The sequence below is a fragment of the Corynebacterium sp. genome (genome assembly GCF_022712275.1).
In the GTDB taxonomy this organism is placed as follows: domain Bacteria; phylum Actinomycetota; class Actinomycetes; order Mycobacteriales; family Mycobacteriaceae; genus Corynebacterium.
In genome coordinates this window covers 20,684-35,154 of sequence record NZ_JALAGU010000045.1, presented here as the reverse complement: position 1 = coordinate 35,154, position 14,471 = coordinate 20,684, and the positions used below count along the sequence as shown (strand labels likewise).

Here is a 14,471-nt window from a genome sequence, read left to right as displayed (position 1 = left end):
CCCCACCCTAACCCCCGCACGATGTATTTGACAGACATCACGGGGGAACGTAGATTAGTGGCAGTTCCCCGGTCGCGGGCGTTAACCCCCCCCAACGCCCGCGGCCACTTTACGGGGGACAAGGCCCCATCCTTTCGAGGACAGCGTGGCCGGGGCCCGCGATAATCCCCCCCAACTTCGCGGGCCCTTTTTTAATGCCTTCTTCCGGTGGGTACCCCGGGAAGTGGCTTCGGCGTGGAACCCCGGTAGGATGGTCCTGATTATCCACCGTGAGCCTCTCGAGGAGCGTGCCGAAACACATGGCGTCCAGCAGCATCGATACCGTCGTCAACCTCTGTAAGCGCAGAGGCCTGGTCTTCCCGGCCGGCGAGATCTACGGCGGTACCCGCTCCGCCTGGGACTACGGCCCCCTGGGTGTGGAGCTCAAGGAGAACATCAAGCGTCAGTGGTGGCGTCACATGGTGACCTCCCGCAAGGATGTCGTCGGTGTGGACACCTCCGTCATCCAGCCGCGTCAGGTCTGGGAAGCCTCCGGTCACGTCGAGGTCTTCACCGACCCGCTGGTCGAGTCCCTCTACACCCACAAGCGCTACCGCGCCGACCACCTCCTCGAGGCCTACGAGGAGAAGCACGGCCACGAGGCCCCCAACGGCCTGGCGGACATCAACGACCCGGAGACCGGCCAGCCCGGCAAGTGGACTGAGCCGAAGGCCTTCTCCGGTCTGCTGAAGACCTACCTGGGTCCGGTGGACGACAAGGAGGGTCTGCACTACCTGCGTCCGGAGACCGCCCAGGGCATCTTCATCAACTTCAAGAACGTCATGGGTGCGTCCCGGCAGAAGCCGCCGTTCGGTATCGCGAACACGGGTAAGTCCTTCCGCAACGAGATCACCCCGGGCAACTTCATCTTCCGTACCCGCGAGTTCGAGCAGATGGAGATGGAGTTCTTCGTCAAGCCGGGTGAGGACGAGGAATGGCACCAGCAGTGGATCGACGACCGGTACAACTGGTATGTCAACCTGGGCATCGACCCGGAGAACCTGCGTCTTTTCGAGCACCCGACCGAGAAGCTGTCCCACTACTCCAAGCGCACCGTGGACGTGGAGTACGCCTTCGGTTTCCAGGGTTCCAGGTGGGGTGAGCTGGAGGGCATCGCCAACCGCACCGACTACGACCTGAAGACCCACATGGAGCACTCCGGTGAGGACCTGTCGTTCTTCGACCAGGCCACCGGCGAGCGCTGGATCCCCTACGTCATCGAGCCGGCCGCCGGCCTGGGCCGCGCCATGATGGCCTTCCTGGTGGACGCCTACTCCGAGGACGAGGCCCCGAACACCAAGGGCGGCGTCGACAAGCGTGTCGTGCTGCGCCTGGACCGTCGGCTGTCCCCGGTGAAGGTCGCCGTGCTCCCGTTGTCCAAGAAGGAGACGCTGACCCCGACAGCCGAGAAGATCGCCGACGATCTCCGCGCGCTGTGGAACGTCGACTACGACACCTCCGGTGCCATCGGTCGCCGCTACCGTCGCCAGGACGAGATCGGTACCCCGTTCTGCGTCACCGTCGACTTCGACACCCTCGAGGACAATGCGGTGACCGTGCGGGAGCGCGACACGATGAGCCAGGAGCGCGTCAGCCTCGACAAGCTGCAGAGCTACCTCGCTGCCGAGCTCGCCGGCTGCTAGTCCGGACAAGACATGCCGAATCCGGACATCCGCTGGACCGCGCCGTCGGACGGTCACACCTTCCCGATCTACGCCGGTGCTGTCGCTGACATGGAGCGGGTCGGTGAGTTCTGTGTCGAACGTGACACAGCCACCCTCCGTTTCGCCGGGGACACCTGGCAGCTGGAGGCCGGCAAGCAGCCGGTGATGCGTGCAACGACTTCGCCGGATACCGGTTCCCAGGTCTTCACCGCCACCGGGGACGCCGAGACTTTCGGCCGGTCGAAGAACGTGCTCTGCACGGTCGACCGTCACCAGGTCGTGGTGCACCAGGAGTCACGCAAGGAGTTCATCATCCTCGACGCCAGTGGTAAGGGCGGTCCGGGGCAGGAGGAACTGGACCTTGCCGCGGCAACGAAGATCGGCCAGTTCAAGTCCGAGTCCGGGGCGATGAAGAACATCCACGTGCAGTTCGAGGGTGCGGGTCAGTCCCTTCCCCTGGACGCGCAGGTGTTCGTCTCCTGGGTGGCGCGGCACATGATGGAGTCCCGGGTGATCTCCTCGACCTGGGCGATCACGGTCTTCCTGGTCATCCTCATCCCGCTGATCCTGCTGTACTTCATCGGGGTGCTGTAGGGGCTGGCCGTCCCCTTGACCTGCCGACACGAGGTTTTGTCAGTTTGCTCGGGCGAACGCTGGTAAGACTTCCGGCTCCTCCCGGAAAGGGGAGGAGCCGGGCAGCGGGGAGGGGGTCAGAAGCCGCCGAAGTCGCCACCGCCGCCGAAGTCTCCGCCACCACCGCCGCCTCCGAATCCTCCGCCGCCGAAGCCGCCCCCGAAACCACCGTGGCCGCTGAGCAGGGAACCGAGGACGATGCCGGTGACCATCGACCCGGCACCGGAGCCGCCACGGTAGTTGTTGTTTCGACGGGTGTAGTCGTCGATGTCCTTCTGCGCGTGCTGGGCAGCCTGGGAAGCGATGTTGTTGGCTTGCTGGGCGGCACGGAAGGCGTCCTTCGGGCGGGTGTCGCGCATCCGTCGGGCGTCGCCGAGGGCCTGCCCTGCTGACTGGGCCAGGGAACGGGCGGTCACGCCGACCATGGAGCCACGGGTGTGGATCGTGTCCTCCACACTCTGCAGCCGCGCGGTGGCGTCGGCGACGGTGCGGTCGACCATGGCAACGGTGCGCTCGAAGGAGTTGCGGGCACCGCGGGCCTCGTCGATCTGGATGTCGAGCTCACCGTCAGCCTCGAGGAGAGCCGAGTAGGTGCCCAGCGGGTCCTGGGAGCCGCGGGACCGGGCATCGGCCAGGGCGGTCTTCGCTTTCTCCACGGCGGCGGCAAGGGCGGTGCGGTCGATCTCCGCGTTGCTGGCGGCGTGTTCGGTGGCCTCGGTGATCTCACCGTCGACCTCGTCGATGAGGGACTCGAGGTTGGACTGGGCCTCACGCAGCTGGACCTCAGCGCGGTCGACACTGTCGAGCTGGCTGGCTGCCTGGTTCATGGCCATTCGTGCGGCGCGGGCGGCGTCCACCAGTTCGCCCTGCTGGCCGGGAGGGAGGTTCAGCAGTTCACGGGCACGGCTGAGTGCTTCCTCCGCCTGGGTGATCTCGGCGTCCGCGATGTCCGGGTTGTCGATGACCGACGACAGAAGAGCCGGATCGACGCGGGAGGTCAGGGACTCCAGCGTGGCGCGGGCACGGGGGACACGGGTGCGCAGGTCGACGGTCTCCCGGAAGAGCTTGTCGACGATCTCGGGGGCGTTGATGAGCTTCTCACGCAGGGTGGCGAAGCGCTCCGCCTGCTCGTTGAGGTTCTTGTCGGCGGTGCCGCAGTTGGCGATGATGCCGATGAGAATGTCACGCTCCTCGGCCTCGTCGCGGACCAGGCCGTTGGCGAGACGCTGGTGGTCGCCGTAGGCCTGGGAGAGGGTGCGCTGGGAAGAATCAAGCGCCTTCCGCAACTCCCGGGTGCGCTCGGCACCGAACTCGGACTCGGCGGTGGTGAGTTCCTGGGCTCCCTTGCGGATGGACTCGTCGGTGGACTGCAGCTCTTCGGCAGCGACAATGCGCAGTGCGTGGGTGGGCTGCTGGGCCAGGTCGGAGGAGTCACCCGGAGTGATGGACCGTGTGGTCTCGACCTCGGCGGCTTCGTCCTTGCGCCGCTTCTTCTTCGACCAGACCAGGGCGCCACCGCCACCGACGGCGAGGACACCCACTCCGCCCCACAGCCAGGCGGAGGAACTGCTGTCGGACTCATCGGCGATGACCTTGGCGACTGCTTTGCCGCCGTCGAACCATCCGTCGCCCATATTGCTCTTGATGGCGGAGTTGACGTCTTCGGTCACAGAGTCCGGGACGTTCGCACCAGGCGCAGTACCGTAAGTCCTGTCAATGGTGTTGATGACAATGACAAGGCCGTTGGAGATGCCGAGCTCGGACTGGAGTTGCGGGGCAAGGGTCTCCGGGTCCTCGTCGGCCGTGTACACCAGGTACCCCTTCACCCCGGTCTCGGCAGGTCCCTTGGCGAGCAGTTCCGAGATCTCGGACGCCTCGTCGTCGGAGAGCACACCGGCCTCATCGACGACCTGTGAGTCCAGGGTGATGCCTGTGTCCGTCGCGGTCTGGGCGAGCACCGTCGTCTCCGCGCCGGCGGCCGGGGCGAGGGCGGCGCTGAATCCGGCCGCCCCCAGGCCGGCGAGACCGGCGATCGCGAGGGACGCCACGAAGCGTCGTGAACGTCGGTCACCCGACGCGGAAGGGAAAGGAGAATTCACAGCGCACATACGTACAACAATAACCGGATTCGGACCTGCCGGTGCGTAGAGTTGTCTGCATGACTGTGTGGAAGAACCTGGGAAGTGCCGTGGGTGCCGGAATCCGCGGACTCCTGTACATGATCGTCGGCACCATCGTGGTGGCGCTGGTCATCACCCTGGTCACCGCAGGTCACGTCTGGGCCTACGCTCGACAGGACGACCGGAGTGAGGCGGACACGATCCTCGTCCTCGGCGCTGCCCAGTACAACGGCACCCCGTCGAACTGGTTCGCCGCCCGGCTCGACCATGCCGCCGATCTCTACAACGACGGTGTCGCCCCGCGGATCGTCACCGTCGGTGGCAAGCTCGACGGCGACAACTACACCGAGGCCGAGGCGGGGGCGATGTACCTGGAGGACAAGGGCGTCCCGGCGTCCGACATCTCCACCATCGACCACGGCTCCGACACCCTCGAGTCCGCTGAGCTCTTCGGCGACGAGGCTGAGGACCAGGACTGGGAGAGTGCCGTCGTCGTCACCGACCCGGCGCACTCACTGCGTGCCACGGACATGGTCCGCGACCAGGGGGTCAGCGCGCACGCCTCGCCGACCCGGACCGGCCCGGCGGTCTCCGGGCGCGAGTCCCAGCTCGACAGCATCCTCCACGAGACCGGCGGACTGCTGTACTACCGCGTCACCCGTAACGGTGGCGGTGACTACACGGTGAAGGAGTGACGGGGAGTTTCATGGAACGCTACGGATACACCGCCCGCGATCTGGCCCGCTACCTGCCGACCCCAGCCAAGCACCTCGGGGTCGCCGGCTCACTGCCCGACGGCCGGGAGGACTTCGACCGTGACCGGGCCCGTGTCCTGCACAGCGCCGCACTGCGTCGGCTGGCGGACAAGACCCAGGTCGTCGGACCGGGGGAGGGGGACACCCCCCGCACCCGGCTGACCCACTCCCTGGAGGTCGGGCAGATCTCCCGCGGCATCGGCACCGCCCTCGGCATGGACCCGGACCTGTGTGAACTCGCCGGGCTGACCCACGACATCGGCCACCCGCCCTACGGGCACAACGGGGAGACGGCACTGGACGTCGTCGCCGCAGGCTGCGGCGGGTTCGAGGGCAATGCACAGACCCTGCGCATCCTCGTTCGCCTGGAGCCGAAGGTCCTCGGGGTCGACGGGGCCAGTCACGGCCTCAATCTCACCCGCGCCAGCCTCGACGCCGCCGCAAAGTACCCCTGGGGTCCGGTGGACGCCGCGGGGAACCGTCGCCGCAAGTACTCCTGCTACGCCGAGGACCTGGAGGTCTTCACCTGGGTGCGCGAGGGCGCCCCGGACGGCCGCCGCGCCATGGAGGCCCAGGTCATGGACTGGGCGGATGACGTCGCCTATTCCGTCCACGACGTGGAGGACGGTATCCTGTCAGGACGTATCACCCTCGGCGTCCTCTGGGATCTCGTGGAACTCGCCGCCCTGGCGGAGAAGGGTGCCGCCGCCTTCGGTGGCGACCCCGCCGAACTGCTGGAGGCCGCTGACCGGCTCCGGGAGATGGACCTCGTCGCCCGGGCCGCGGATTTCCGTGGCGGGTTGCAGGATCTCGTGTCGCTCAAGGCTCTGACCAGTGAACTGGTGAGCCGGTACGTCACCGCCGTGGTCACCGCGACCCGGGCGGCGTACCCGGGTACCGGCGGGCTGGGACGCTACTCCGCGGAGCTGGTCATCCCCGCCCCGGTGGTGGCGGAGGTGACGCTGCTGAAGTCGGTGGCGGTGCTCTACGTCATGGACGAGAAGCGGCACCTGGCCAACCAGGACCGGCAGCGTGACCGGATCTACCGGGTCGCCGGGTACCTGGCGGCCGGCGCCCCGGGGACGCTCGACCCGGTGTTCCGCGCCTGGTGGACTGAGGCGGACAGTGATTCTGACCGGCAGCGCGTGATTGTCGACCAGGTGGCGTCCTACACGGAATCGCGGTTGGAGCGGGTCGACCGGTTGGCGTGCGCCGAGAGCGCGGCCTGGGGTTAGGCCTCGTCAGTCCTCTGCGTCCGGGATGGAGCAGAAGGACTCGTAGTGGTCATCGGTGTAGTACCAGACGTCCGGATCGGTGTCCGAGCCGCCGCCGACGACGATGCGCCGGGCGCCACGGTGGTTGATGCCGGGGGTGTCCACCGTGTACTCGCGGTAGTAGCTGGAGTTCTGGGCCGGCAGCACAGATTCGTAGTTGCCGAAGTGCTTGCCATCGTGCTCGGCATGGTCGAACGGGCCGCCGTCGAGGATCAGGTCGATGACTTCGTCGGCCTGCTCCGGCAGGGTGTCCACGGCGCAGGAGTCGCCGGAAGATGCCGCCGAGGACGCCTGATTGTCGTCTGAGTCGTCGCCACCGGTGGCGGCGTCCACCCCGAAGTAGCTGGCGGCGAGGACGACGACCGCGCCGACGATGCTGCCGAGGACGGTCTTTTTCTTCCCGGATTCTCCTGTGCTCACGGTGAACAGTGAATCACACCGCGGACTTCACCACTGTCAGCGGCAGGCGCAGAGCGCCCGGGGCGGACGCGGGGACGACCGGGCTGTGCGGTTCGACCGCATCCACGCGCCGGTAGTTGCCGATGATCCCGTCCTGGGTCGGACGCGGGTCCGCTTCGCCTTTGTTGGGCCACAAGGCTGCGGCGCGTTCCGCGTTCGCTGAGATCGACAGTGACGGGTTCACGCCCGGGTTCGCGGTGATGGAGGAGCCGTCGGTGACGAACATCGACGGGTAGTTCCACACCCGGTGATAGGGGTCGACCACGCCGGTGTGCGGGGTGTCGGAGATGGTGCAGCCACCGAGGAAGTGGGCGGTGAGCGGGATGTTGAAGACCTCCGGCCACACGCCACCGGCGACGGCCTTGTCGAAGTGGGCGGCACCGCGCCGGGTGGCCTCGTTGCCCTCGGGGATCCAGGACGGGTTCGGCTCTCCTTCACCCTGCCGGCTGGTGAGCAGGCGCAGCGGCCCGAGTTTCTTCAGGCTGGTGGTCAGGGAGTTGTCGCGGGCCTGCATGACCAGGTTGATCATGGTGCGCTCCGACCAACCGCGCAGGTCGAGCACCAGCTTCACGGCCTTCGGGTTCTTCGCGAGCTGGCGGAGGAACTCGACCCAGCGGGGCCACTTCGTGTCGCCGTCGGTGTTCAGGGTCTGCAACATGCCCATGGCATTGGAACCGATGCCGTAGCGGACCGGTTCGATGTGGGTGTCCGGGGCGGGCCAGTAGCTCGAGGTGATGGCGACACCCTTGTGGAAGTCGTATTCCGGCTCCTTCTTCCACAGACCGACACCCAGCAGGGCCTCGGAGTTGGTGCGGGTGAGTTCACCGAGGTGGTCGGAGAGATGCGGCAGGTTGCCGTCCTCCTTCTGGCGGTGCAGCAGGTTCTGGGTGCCCCAGGTGCCGGCGGCCATGATGAGGTAGTCGCTGGTGAAGGTGCGGGTCTTCGTCCGTCCGAACACCGGACCGGTACGGGTGACGGTGATCTCCCAGCCGGGTTCGTCATCGGCGCCGAGTTTGCGCACCGAGGTCACCGTGGAACGGTCGTGAACCTCGGTACCGGCCTTCTCCGCGAGGTAGAGGTAGTTCTTCAGCAGGGTGTTCTTCGCACCGTGCCGGCAGCCGGTCATGCACTCGCCGCACTCGGTGCAGGCGGTGCGCTCCGGGCCCACACCACCGAAGTAGGGGTCGGCGACGGTCTCGCCCTCCTCACCCTCCAGACCGACCTTCTTACCGAAGAAGACGCCGACCGGGGTCATCCGGAAGGTGTCGCCGGCACCCATCTCCTCGGCGACCTGCTTGGACAGCTTGTCCGCCGGGGTGACGGTCGGGTTGGTCACCACGCCGAGCATCCTGCGGGCCTGCTCGTAGTAGGGGGTGAGTTCGTCCTCCCAGTCGGTGATGTGGTCCCAGGCAGGGGAGTGGAAGTAGTTCTCGCCCGGCTTGTAGAGGGTGTTGGCGTAGTTCAGGGAACCTCCGCCGACACCGGCACCGGCGAGGATCATGGCGTCCTTGAGCAGGTGGACGCGTTGGATGCCGTAGAAGCCGAGCTTCGGGGCCCAGAGGAAGTCCTTGAGGTGCCAGGAGTTCTTCGCGAAGTCCTTGTCCTCGAAGCGGCGTCCTGCCTCGATGACGCCGACGGAGTAGCCCTTCTCCGTCAGCCGCAGGGCGGAGACGGATCCGCCGAAGCCGGAGCCGACGATGAGGACGTCATAGTGCGTGGCTGATGAAGCCATGGGTGGTCATCCCTTTCGGTGCCGATGTGCCCGGGAGTCACTCCGGGCACGGTCGGCAGTGTTTCTGCAGTTGTGGTCAAGTCGTGGATGTTCACAAAAGCTTAGGGTTTCGGAGATGCCGTCGTGGCGATACGGGAAGATACGGGAAGATACGGGAAGATCCAGTGGCCTACGATGGTCCGCATGGCACGAGGACGCATTCCGGACACCGACATCGCCGCGATCCGGGAGCAGACCCCGATCGAGGAGGTCGTCGGCGAGTACGTCCAGCTCACCCCGGGCGGTGTGGATTCGATGAAGGGGCTCAGCCCGTTCAAGGACGAGAAGACACCGTCATTCCACGTGCGTCCGAACAAGGGCTACTTCCACTGCTTCGCGACCGGCGAGGGCGGGGACGTCTTCAGCTTCCTCATGAAGATGGAGCACGTCACCTTCCCCGAGGCTGTCGAGCAGTGTGCCGAGCGGATCGGCTACCACATCAACTACGAGGGCGGCGGCCCGGTGAACCGGGTCGAACCGGGCACCCGGCAGCGGCTCATCGCCGCGAACCGGGCGGCCCAGGAGTTCTACCGCGCCCGGTTCCTCGACACGGACAGCAAGGACCCGGGCGCGGAGAAGGCCCGCGCGATGCTGCGCGACCGTGGCTTCAGCGACGAGCTCGTCGAACAGTTCGGCTGCGGCTACGCCCCCGACGGCTGGGACACACTGACGAAGGTTCTGCTGCGCCGCGGGTTCAGCTTCAAGGAGCTGGAGGACGCCGGCCTGTCGCGGATGGGCAACCGTGGCCCCATCGACCGCTTCCACCGCCGGCTGCTGTGGCCGATCCGGAACTCCGCCGGGGACGTCATCGGTTTCGGTGCCCGCAAGCTCTTCGAGGACGACAAGCTCGGCAAGTACATGAACACGCCCGAGACGCTGCTGTACAAGAAGTCGAAGGTGCTCTTCGGTCTGGACCGTGCGAAGAAGTCGATCAGTGCCGACCACCAGGCGGTGGTGGTGGAGGGCTACACCGACGTCATGGCGCTGCATGCCGCCGGGGTGACCACGGCCGTGGCCGCCTGCGGTACCGCCTTCGGTGAGGAGCACCTGCAGATGTTGCGCCGGTTCATGCTCGACGACCAGTTCTTCCGCGGCGAGATCATCTACACCTTCGACGGTGACGAGGCCGGTCAGAAGGCCGCGATGCGTGCCTTCGAGGGCGACCAGAAGTTCACCGGACGCAGCTACGTCGCGGTCGCGCCCGACGGCATGGACCCCTGTGACCTGCGCATGGAGCGCGGGGACGCCGCGGTGCGCGAGATGGTCGCCTCCCGGATCCCCATGTTCGAGTTCGTCATCCGCACCATCATCCGCGGCTATGACACCCACCACGTCGACGGTCGGGTGGATGCCCTGCGCCGGGTGGTGCCGGTGCTCGCCGGCATCCGGGATGACGCCCTGCGCGACGAGTACGCGCGCCAGGCGTCCGGATGGCTGTCCTGGTCTGACCCCTCCGAGGTCGTCAACCAGGTGCGCAAGGCAGCCCGGAACTCCGGCCACCGTGATGCGGTGCCCGAACTGCGGGAGGGGCTGGCCCGGGCGAACCGTCGGGCCGCGGCCGAGCAGACCCAGGCGACGGATGCCCCGGTCTCACTGCTGCAGCGACCCGACCCGGAGGACGTGTACCTGCGCCCGGTCCGGGAGGTGCTCAAGTTGATGCTCCAGGAGCCGGGGCTGGTCGGCAAGGACGCCGACGGACTGCTCACCGACAGTTTCGAGCATCCCACCTACATGGCCGTGGCCGCTGCGATCCAGGACGCCGGGGGTGTCGGGTCGGTGACCGCCGGCGGTGCCGGATGGCTGGACGCGGTGAGCGCGGCGACGAAGGACCCGATGTGTCGGGCCGTGATCAGTGAGCTGGCGGTGGAGGAACCGCGGTGCCGTGCCGAGCGGCTGCCGTTCTACGCCCGGGCCGTGGTGGCGCGGATGGAGGAACGGTGGGTCGGTGCCGAGATCGCCGAGTTGAAGTCACGGATGCAGCGTATGCGTCCGGACCTGGGTGCGGCGGAGAAGAAGGAGTACAACGCCACCTTCGCCGATCTCATGGCGCTGGAGAAATATCGCCGTACACTGCAGGAGCAGGCCCAGAGTTACGGCGAACTGGGGGAGTGAGCGGTAGGTTCTAGCGGCGGTTGCCGTGGCCGTCCTGGTCCTGGACACGTCGGCCCTTGGTGTCCTTCATTCGTCGGCTGTCGGAAGTGATGACGCGGTCCTCCTCGTGGTCGACGAGATCGTCCTCGAGGAGGGCGTCGTTCGCGGTGAGGGAGGACCGGGAGCTGCCCTTGAGGTCGCGGACCTCGCGCATCCGCGGTTCCGGATCGAGGCGGTCGGCCAGGGCCTTGCGGCCGGCAGTGACGGCCTTGCGGGTGACGGGGGAGTTGATCACGGCCTCGTAGCCGCCGCGGATCTGTTCGAAGCGGCGGCGTCCTGCCTTGGTTCCGAAGACGTAGCCGGCTGCTGCTCCGATGACGAGTTGGATCATGGCGTCCACCCTATCGCAGTGGCGGACACGTCACGGGCTTCGCCGGTAATCTGGTTCCTTGAGTGGCGGCAGACCGTGAATCACGGTTTACTGTCAGTGAACGTTGCTGAAAACGATCCCGCACCACCCCTGAGAGAGGACCCGATCACCCGTGAGCACCACCGTCAAGGGCGTTATCGCCCGTGAGAAGAACGCTGCCGTCGAACTTGTGGACGTCGTCGTCCCCGACCCCGGCGCACACGACGTCATCGTGAGGATCCAGAGCTGCGGCGTCTGCCACACCGACCTCGCGTACCGCAACGGCGGCATCGGCGACAACTACCCCTACCTGCTCGGACATGAGGCTGCCGGCATCGTCGAGACCGTCGGTTCCGGGGTCTCCCACGTGGAGGTGGGGGACTTCGTCGTGCTCAACTGGCGCGCGGTCTGCGGCGAGTGTCGCGCCTGCAAGAAGGGCGAGCCGAAGTACTGCTTCGCCACGTTCAACGCCTCGCAGCCGATGACCCTGGCTGACGGCACCGAGCTGGAGGCCGCGCTCGGTATCGGCGCCTTCATCGAGAAGACCATCGTCCACGAGGGGCAGTGCACCAAGGTCAACCCGGAGGCTGACCCCTCCGCCGTCGGGCTGCTGGGCTGTGGCGTCATGGCCGGCCTCGGTGCCGCGGTGAACACCGGCGAGATCAGGCGCGGCGAGTCCGTCGCCGTCATCGGCTGTGGTGGCGTGGGCATGGCCGCCGTCGCCGGCGCGAAGCTGGCCGGGGCGACAACCATCATCGCCATCGACGTCTCCGACGAGAAGCTCGAGCGGGCGAAGGAGTTCGGCGCCACACATGTCATCAACTCCGCGTCCCTGCCGGGCGATGCCTCCGCCGAGGGCGAGGACCAGCCGGTCGTACAGGCCGTCTACGAGATCTGCGGTGGTATCGGCACCGATGTCGTGGTGGACGCCGTGGGCGTGCCCGCCACCTACAATCAGGCTTTCTACCTGCGCGATCTGGCAGGACGCGTGGTTCTCGTCGGTGTGCCGACGCCGGGCATGGAGCTCAACCTCCCGCTGCCCGATGTCTTCGGACGTGGCGGCTCGCTGAAGTCCGCCTGGTACGGCGACTGCCTGCCAGAGCGGGACTTCCCGCTCTACACCGACCTCTACCTGCAGGGACGCTTCCCACTGGGTGACTTCGTCGATGAGCGGATCAGCATCGACGCCGTTGAGGAGGCCTTCGAGACGATGAAGGCCGGCAAGGTCCTGCGGTCGGTGGTGGAACTGTGAGTACCGCGTCAGAGTCCGGCCTGCGCATCGACCGCGTCGTCACCCACGGCGTCTTCGCTCTCGACGGCGGTCAGTGGGAAGTCGACAACAATATCTGGATCGTCGGTGACGACGACGAGGTGATTGTCGTGGACGCCGCCCATGACGCCGACGCCATCGTCAACGCCGTCGACGGTCGGAAGGTCCGTGGGGTGATCTGCACTCACGCACACAACGACCACATCACCGTGGCCCCGGAACTGGCCGAGCGGCTGGACACGCAGATCTACGTCCACCCCGGCGACCAGATGCTGTGGGACGAGACCCATCCGGGGGTCGGCCACGCTGACCTGGCTGACGGGGAGAAGTTCTCCGTCGCGGGCACTACACTGCGGGTCATCAACACACCCGGGCACTCGCCGGGATCCTGCTGCCTGTATCTGCCGGAGGCTAAGGTGCTGCTCAGCGGCGACACCCTCTTCGCCGGTGGACCCGGTGCGACGGGCCGGTCGTTCAGTGACTTCGGCACCATCATCGACTCGATCAAGGGGTCGCTGCTGACCCTGCCGGGCGACACCGAGGTCTACACGGGCCACGGGGACGTCACCTCGATCGGCGCTGAAGCACCGCACCTCGAGGAATGGATTGCCCGGGGTCACTAGGAACGCCGGTTGTCACTGATACCCCATGGGGGTATATATCGGTACATGGCTACCGGCGACATGAACCTTCAGGACATTGACCTCCTCGCAGCATCGGCCACGGGGAATCCCGTGGGCGGCTGCGGGTGCGGATGCTCCAGTGAGCCCGCGGAGAACGGGTACACGCCGGAGAAGAAACGCTACCTCGCCCGGCTCAAGCGGATCGAGGGCCAGGTGCGTGGGGTACACCGCATGGTCGACGAGGACGAGTACTGCATCGACGTCCTCACCCAGATCTCCGCGGTGCAGTCCGCGCTCAAGGGCGTGGCCCTGGCGCTGCTCGACGACCACATGCAGCACTGCGTGCTCCACGCCGCGCAGCAGGGTGGGGACGAGGCCGTGGAGAAACTCGACGAGGTCTCCGCAGCCGTCGCGCGGCTGGTGAAGTAGGGCAGAACCCTAACCCATCTGCGCGGCGCAGGTGGAGGTCCAACCTGAGGTGCCGTCGGTGAAGAACGTGGTGCCCGTTTCATGGATCGACGGGTCGCCACAGCTGGAGATCTCCTTGTCGAGCACGTGCGGGGAATCCACGCTCGGGGCACCGGTGAAGCCGATCACGGGGTCCGGGTCATACTGCTCGACCTCCGGCGTCGGCTGGGCCTCCGGGGTGTAGGCGTCGGCCTCCGGCTCGACGGCGGCTGCATCCGGCGCATCAGTGGGCTCCGGTTCCTTGGCGGTCGTGGAGGGCTTCTCGCCGAGCTTGTCGAGGCGGATGAAGGCGGTGTCTTCCCCGTCAGAGGTGTTCGAGAGGAAGTTGAAGGAGAGCGCCTCACGGTCTTCCGGGATCTCGAAGATCCAGGTCATCTCACTGTCGAACCCGGATCCGAGGTCAGCGTTGCATGCGGGGTTTCCCGGGATCTCGTAGAGACTCTTTATGGGCTGGTAGAGGGCTTCGCGGTCGGTCTGGAGTACCGCATCCACATATCCACCGGTACTGCGGCAGGTCAGGTCCATGTCGCGGTTCGTGTCATTGGTGACGGTGGTCTCGACGACGACGAACTTGCCTTTGTCCCTGGCTGTCACTTCCTCAGACGGACGCTCCTGCCCGGTGGTCCAGGAACCGTCCGTGTACTGCCGGATGGTGTCCGTCTCGTAGGCCGCGTTGACAGTCACGGTGGCGCCGTCGCCCTTGACCGGAGTGCCCATGCCGGGAATCGATTCGGTGGTGGACGTGGTGGATTCTCCAACGTCGCCGGAATCGTCGGAGGTACAGCCGGCGGCAAGTGCGCCGGTCAGGATCACCGCGCCGATGAGCGCGGACAGGCGGGATGTCATAGGTTCTCCTCAGTCGTGTGGGTGTCGACCTCGCCATCGGGGGTCAACC

General features: G+C 66.7%; 12 protein-coding genes and 1 pseudogene. 8 read left to right on the top strand and 5 right to left on the bottom strand.

All coding sequences use genetic code 11. The features are described from left to right. Positions 1-299: 299 nt before the first annotated feature. Both Q0A27_RS10440 and Q0A27_RS10435 read left to right on the top strand, forming a co-directional pair. Positions 300-1,682: a glycine--tRNA ligase gene (locus Q0A27_RS10440; RefSeq protein WP_291475226.1), complete on the top strand. Its 1,383-nt coding sequence runs from the start codon at positions 300-302 to the stop codon at positions 1,680-1,682. A 12-nt stretch (positions 1,683-1,694) separates the two neighbouring features. Next, entirely contained in the window at positions 1,695-2,297 is a 603-nt protein-coding gene (locus tag Q0A27_RS10435; protein WP_291475224.1) for a hypothetical protein, read from the top strand. A 116-nt stretch (positions 2,298-2,413) separates the two neighbouring features. On the opposite strand, the gene Q0A27_RS10430 is transcribed toward Q0A27_RS10435, so the two are convergent. After that, entirely contained in the window at positions 2,414-4,384 is a 1,971-nt protein-coding gene (locus Q0A27_RS10430; protein WP_291475222.1) for a TPM domain-containing protein, read from the bottom strand. Positions 4,385-4,494: 110 nt separating this feature from the next. Here Q0A27_RS10430 and Q0A27_RS10425 point away from each other — a divergent pair, with 110 nt between their 5' ends. After that, positions 4,495-5,151, top strand: a complete 657-nt coding sequence (locus tag Q0A27_RS10425) for a YdcF family protein (RefSeq protein ID WP_291475220.1) — start codon at positions 4,495-4,497, stop codon at positions 5,149-5,151. An 11-nt stretch (positions 5,152-5,162) separates the two neighbouring features. Continuing rightward, the gene (locus Q0A27_RS10420) at positions 5,163-6,446 is read left to right on the top strand and encodes a deoxyguanosinetriphosphate triphosphohydrolase (protein ID WP_291475219.1); all 1,284 of its coding nucleotides are present in this window, start codon (positions 5,163-5,165) and stop codon (positions 6,444-6,446) included. Positions 6,447-6,452: 6 nt separating this feature from the next. On the opposite strand, the gene Q0A27_RS10415 is transcribed toward Q0A27_RS10420, so the two are convergent. After that, a complete protein-coding gene (locus Q0A27_RS10415) occupies positions 6,453-6,905 on the bottom strand; it encodes a ribonuclease domain-containing protein (protein WP_291475216.1) in 453 nt (150 codons plus the stop codon). 13 nt (positions 6,906-6,918) lie between these two features. After that, on the bottom strand, positions 6,919-8,676 hold the full coding sequence (locus tag Q0A27_RS10410) for a GMC oxidoreductase (protein ID WP_291475214.1): 1,758 nt from the start codon (positions 8,674-8,676) through the stop codon (positions 6,919-6,921). Positions 8,677-8,859: 183 nt separating this feature from the next. Between Q0A27_RS10410 and dnaG the strand changes: the two genes are divergently transcribed. Beyond that, positions 8,860-10,827 carry a DNA primase gene (dnaG, locus tag Q0A27_RS10405; RefSeq protein ID WP_291475212.1) on the top strand — a complete coding sequence of 656 codons (1,968 nt, stop codon included), beginning with the start codon at positions 8,860-8,862 and terminating at the stop codon, positions 10,825-10,827. A 169-nt stretch (positions 10,828-10,996) separates the two neighbouring features. Here the strand turns inward: dnaG and Q0A27_RS10400 are convergent. Next, positions 10,997-11,197, bottom strand: a pseudogene (locus Q0A27_RS10400) (hypothetical protein); the annotation flags it as partial. Between the two features lie 151 nt (positions 11,198-11,348). Here Q0A27_RS10400 and Q0A27_RS10395 point away from each other — a divergent pair. From Q0A27_RS10395 to Q0A27_RS10385, 3 genes are read left to right on the top strand one after another with little or no spacing between them, the layout of a single operon-like run. Further along, positions 11,349-12,467 (top strand): S-(hydroxymethyl)mycothiol dehydrogenase, encoded by a 1,119-nt coding sequence (locus Q0A27_RS10395; RefSeq protein ID WP_291475211.1) that lies wholly within the window; start codon positions 11,349-11,351, stop codon positions 12,465-12,467. Continuing rightward, complete coding sequence (locus Q0A27_RS10390) at positions 12,464-13,108, top strand: MBL fold metallo-hydrolase (RefSeq protein ID WP_291475209.1); 645 nt, start codon at positions 12,464-12,466, stop codon at positions 13,106-13,108. Before Q0A27_RS10395 ends, Q0A27_RS10390 begins: the two co-directional genes overlap by 4 nt. Positions 13,109-13,153: 45 nt before the next feature. After that, complete coding sequence (locus Q0A27_RS10385) at positions 13,154-13,537, top strand: metal-sensitive transcriptional regulator (protein WP_291475207.1); 384 nt, start codon at positions 13,154-13,156, stop codon at positions 13,535-13,537. 9 nt (positions 13,538-13,546) lie between these two features. Here Q0A27_RS10385 and Q0A27_RS10380 read toward each other — a convergent pair whose 3' ends face one another. Beyond that, positions 13,547-14,422: a hypothetical protein gene (locus Q0A27_RS10380; protein WP_291475204.1), complete on the bottom strand. Its 876-nt coding sequence runs from the start codon at positions 14,420-14,422 to the stop codon at positions 13,547-13,549. Positions 14,423-14,471 lie beyond the last annotated feature (49 nt).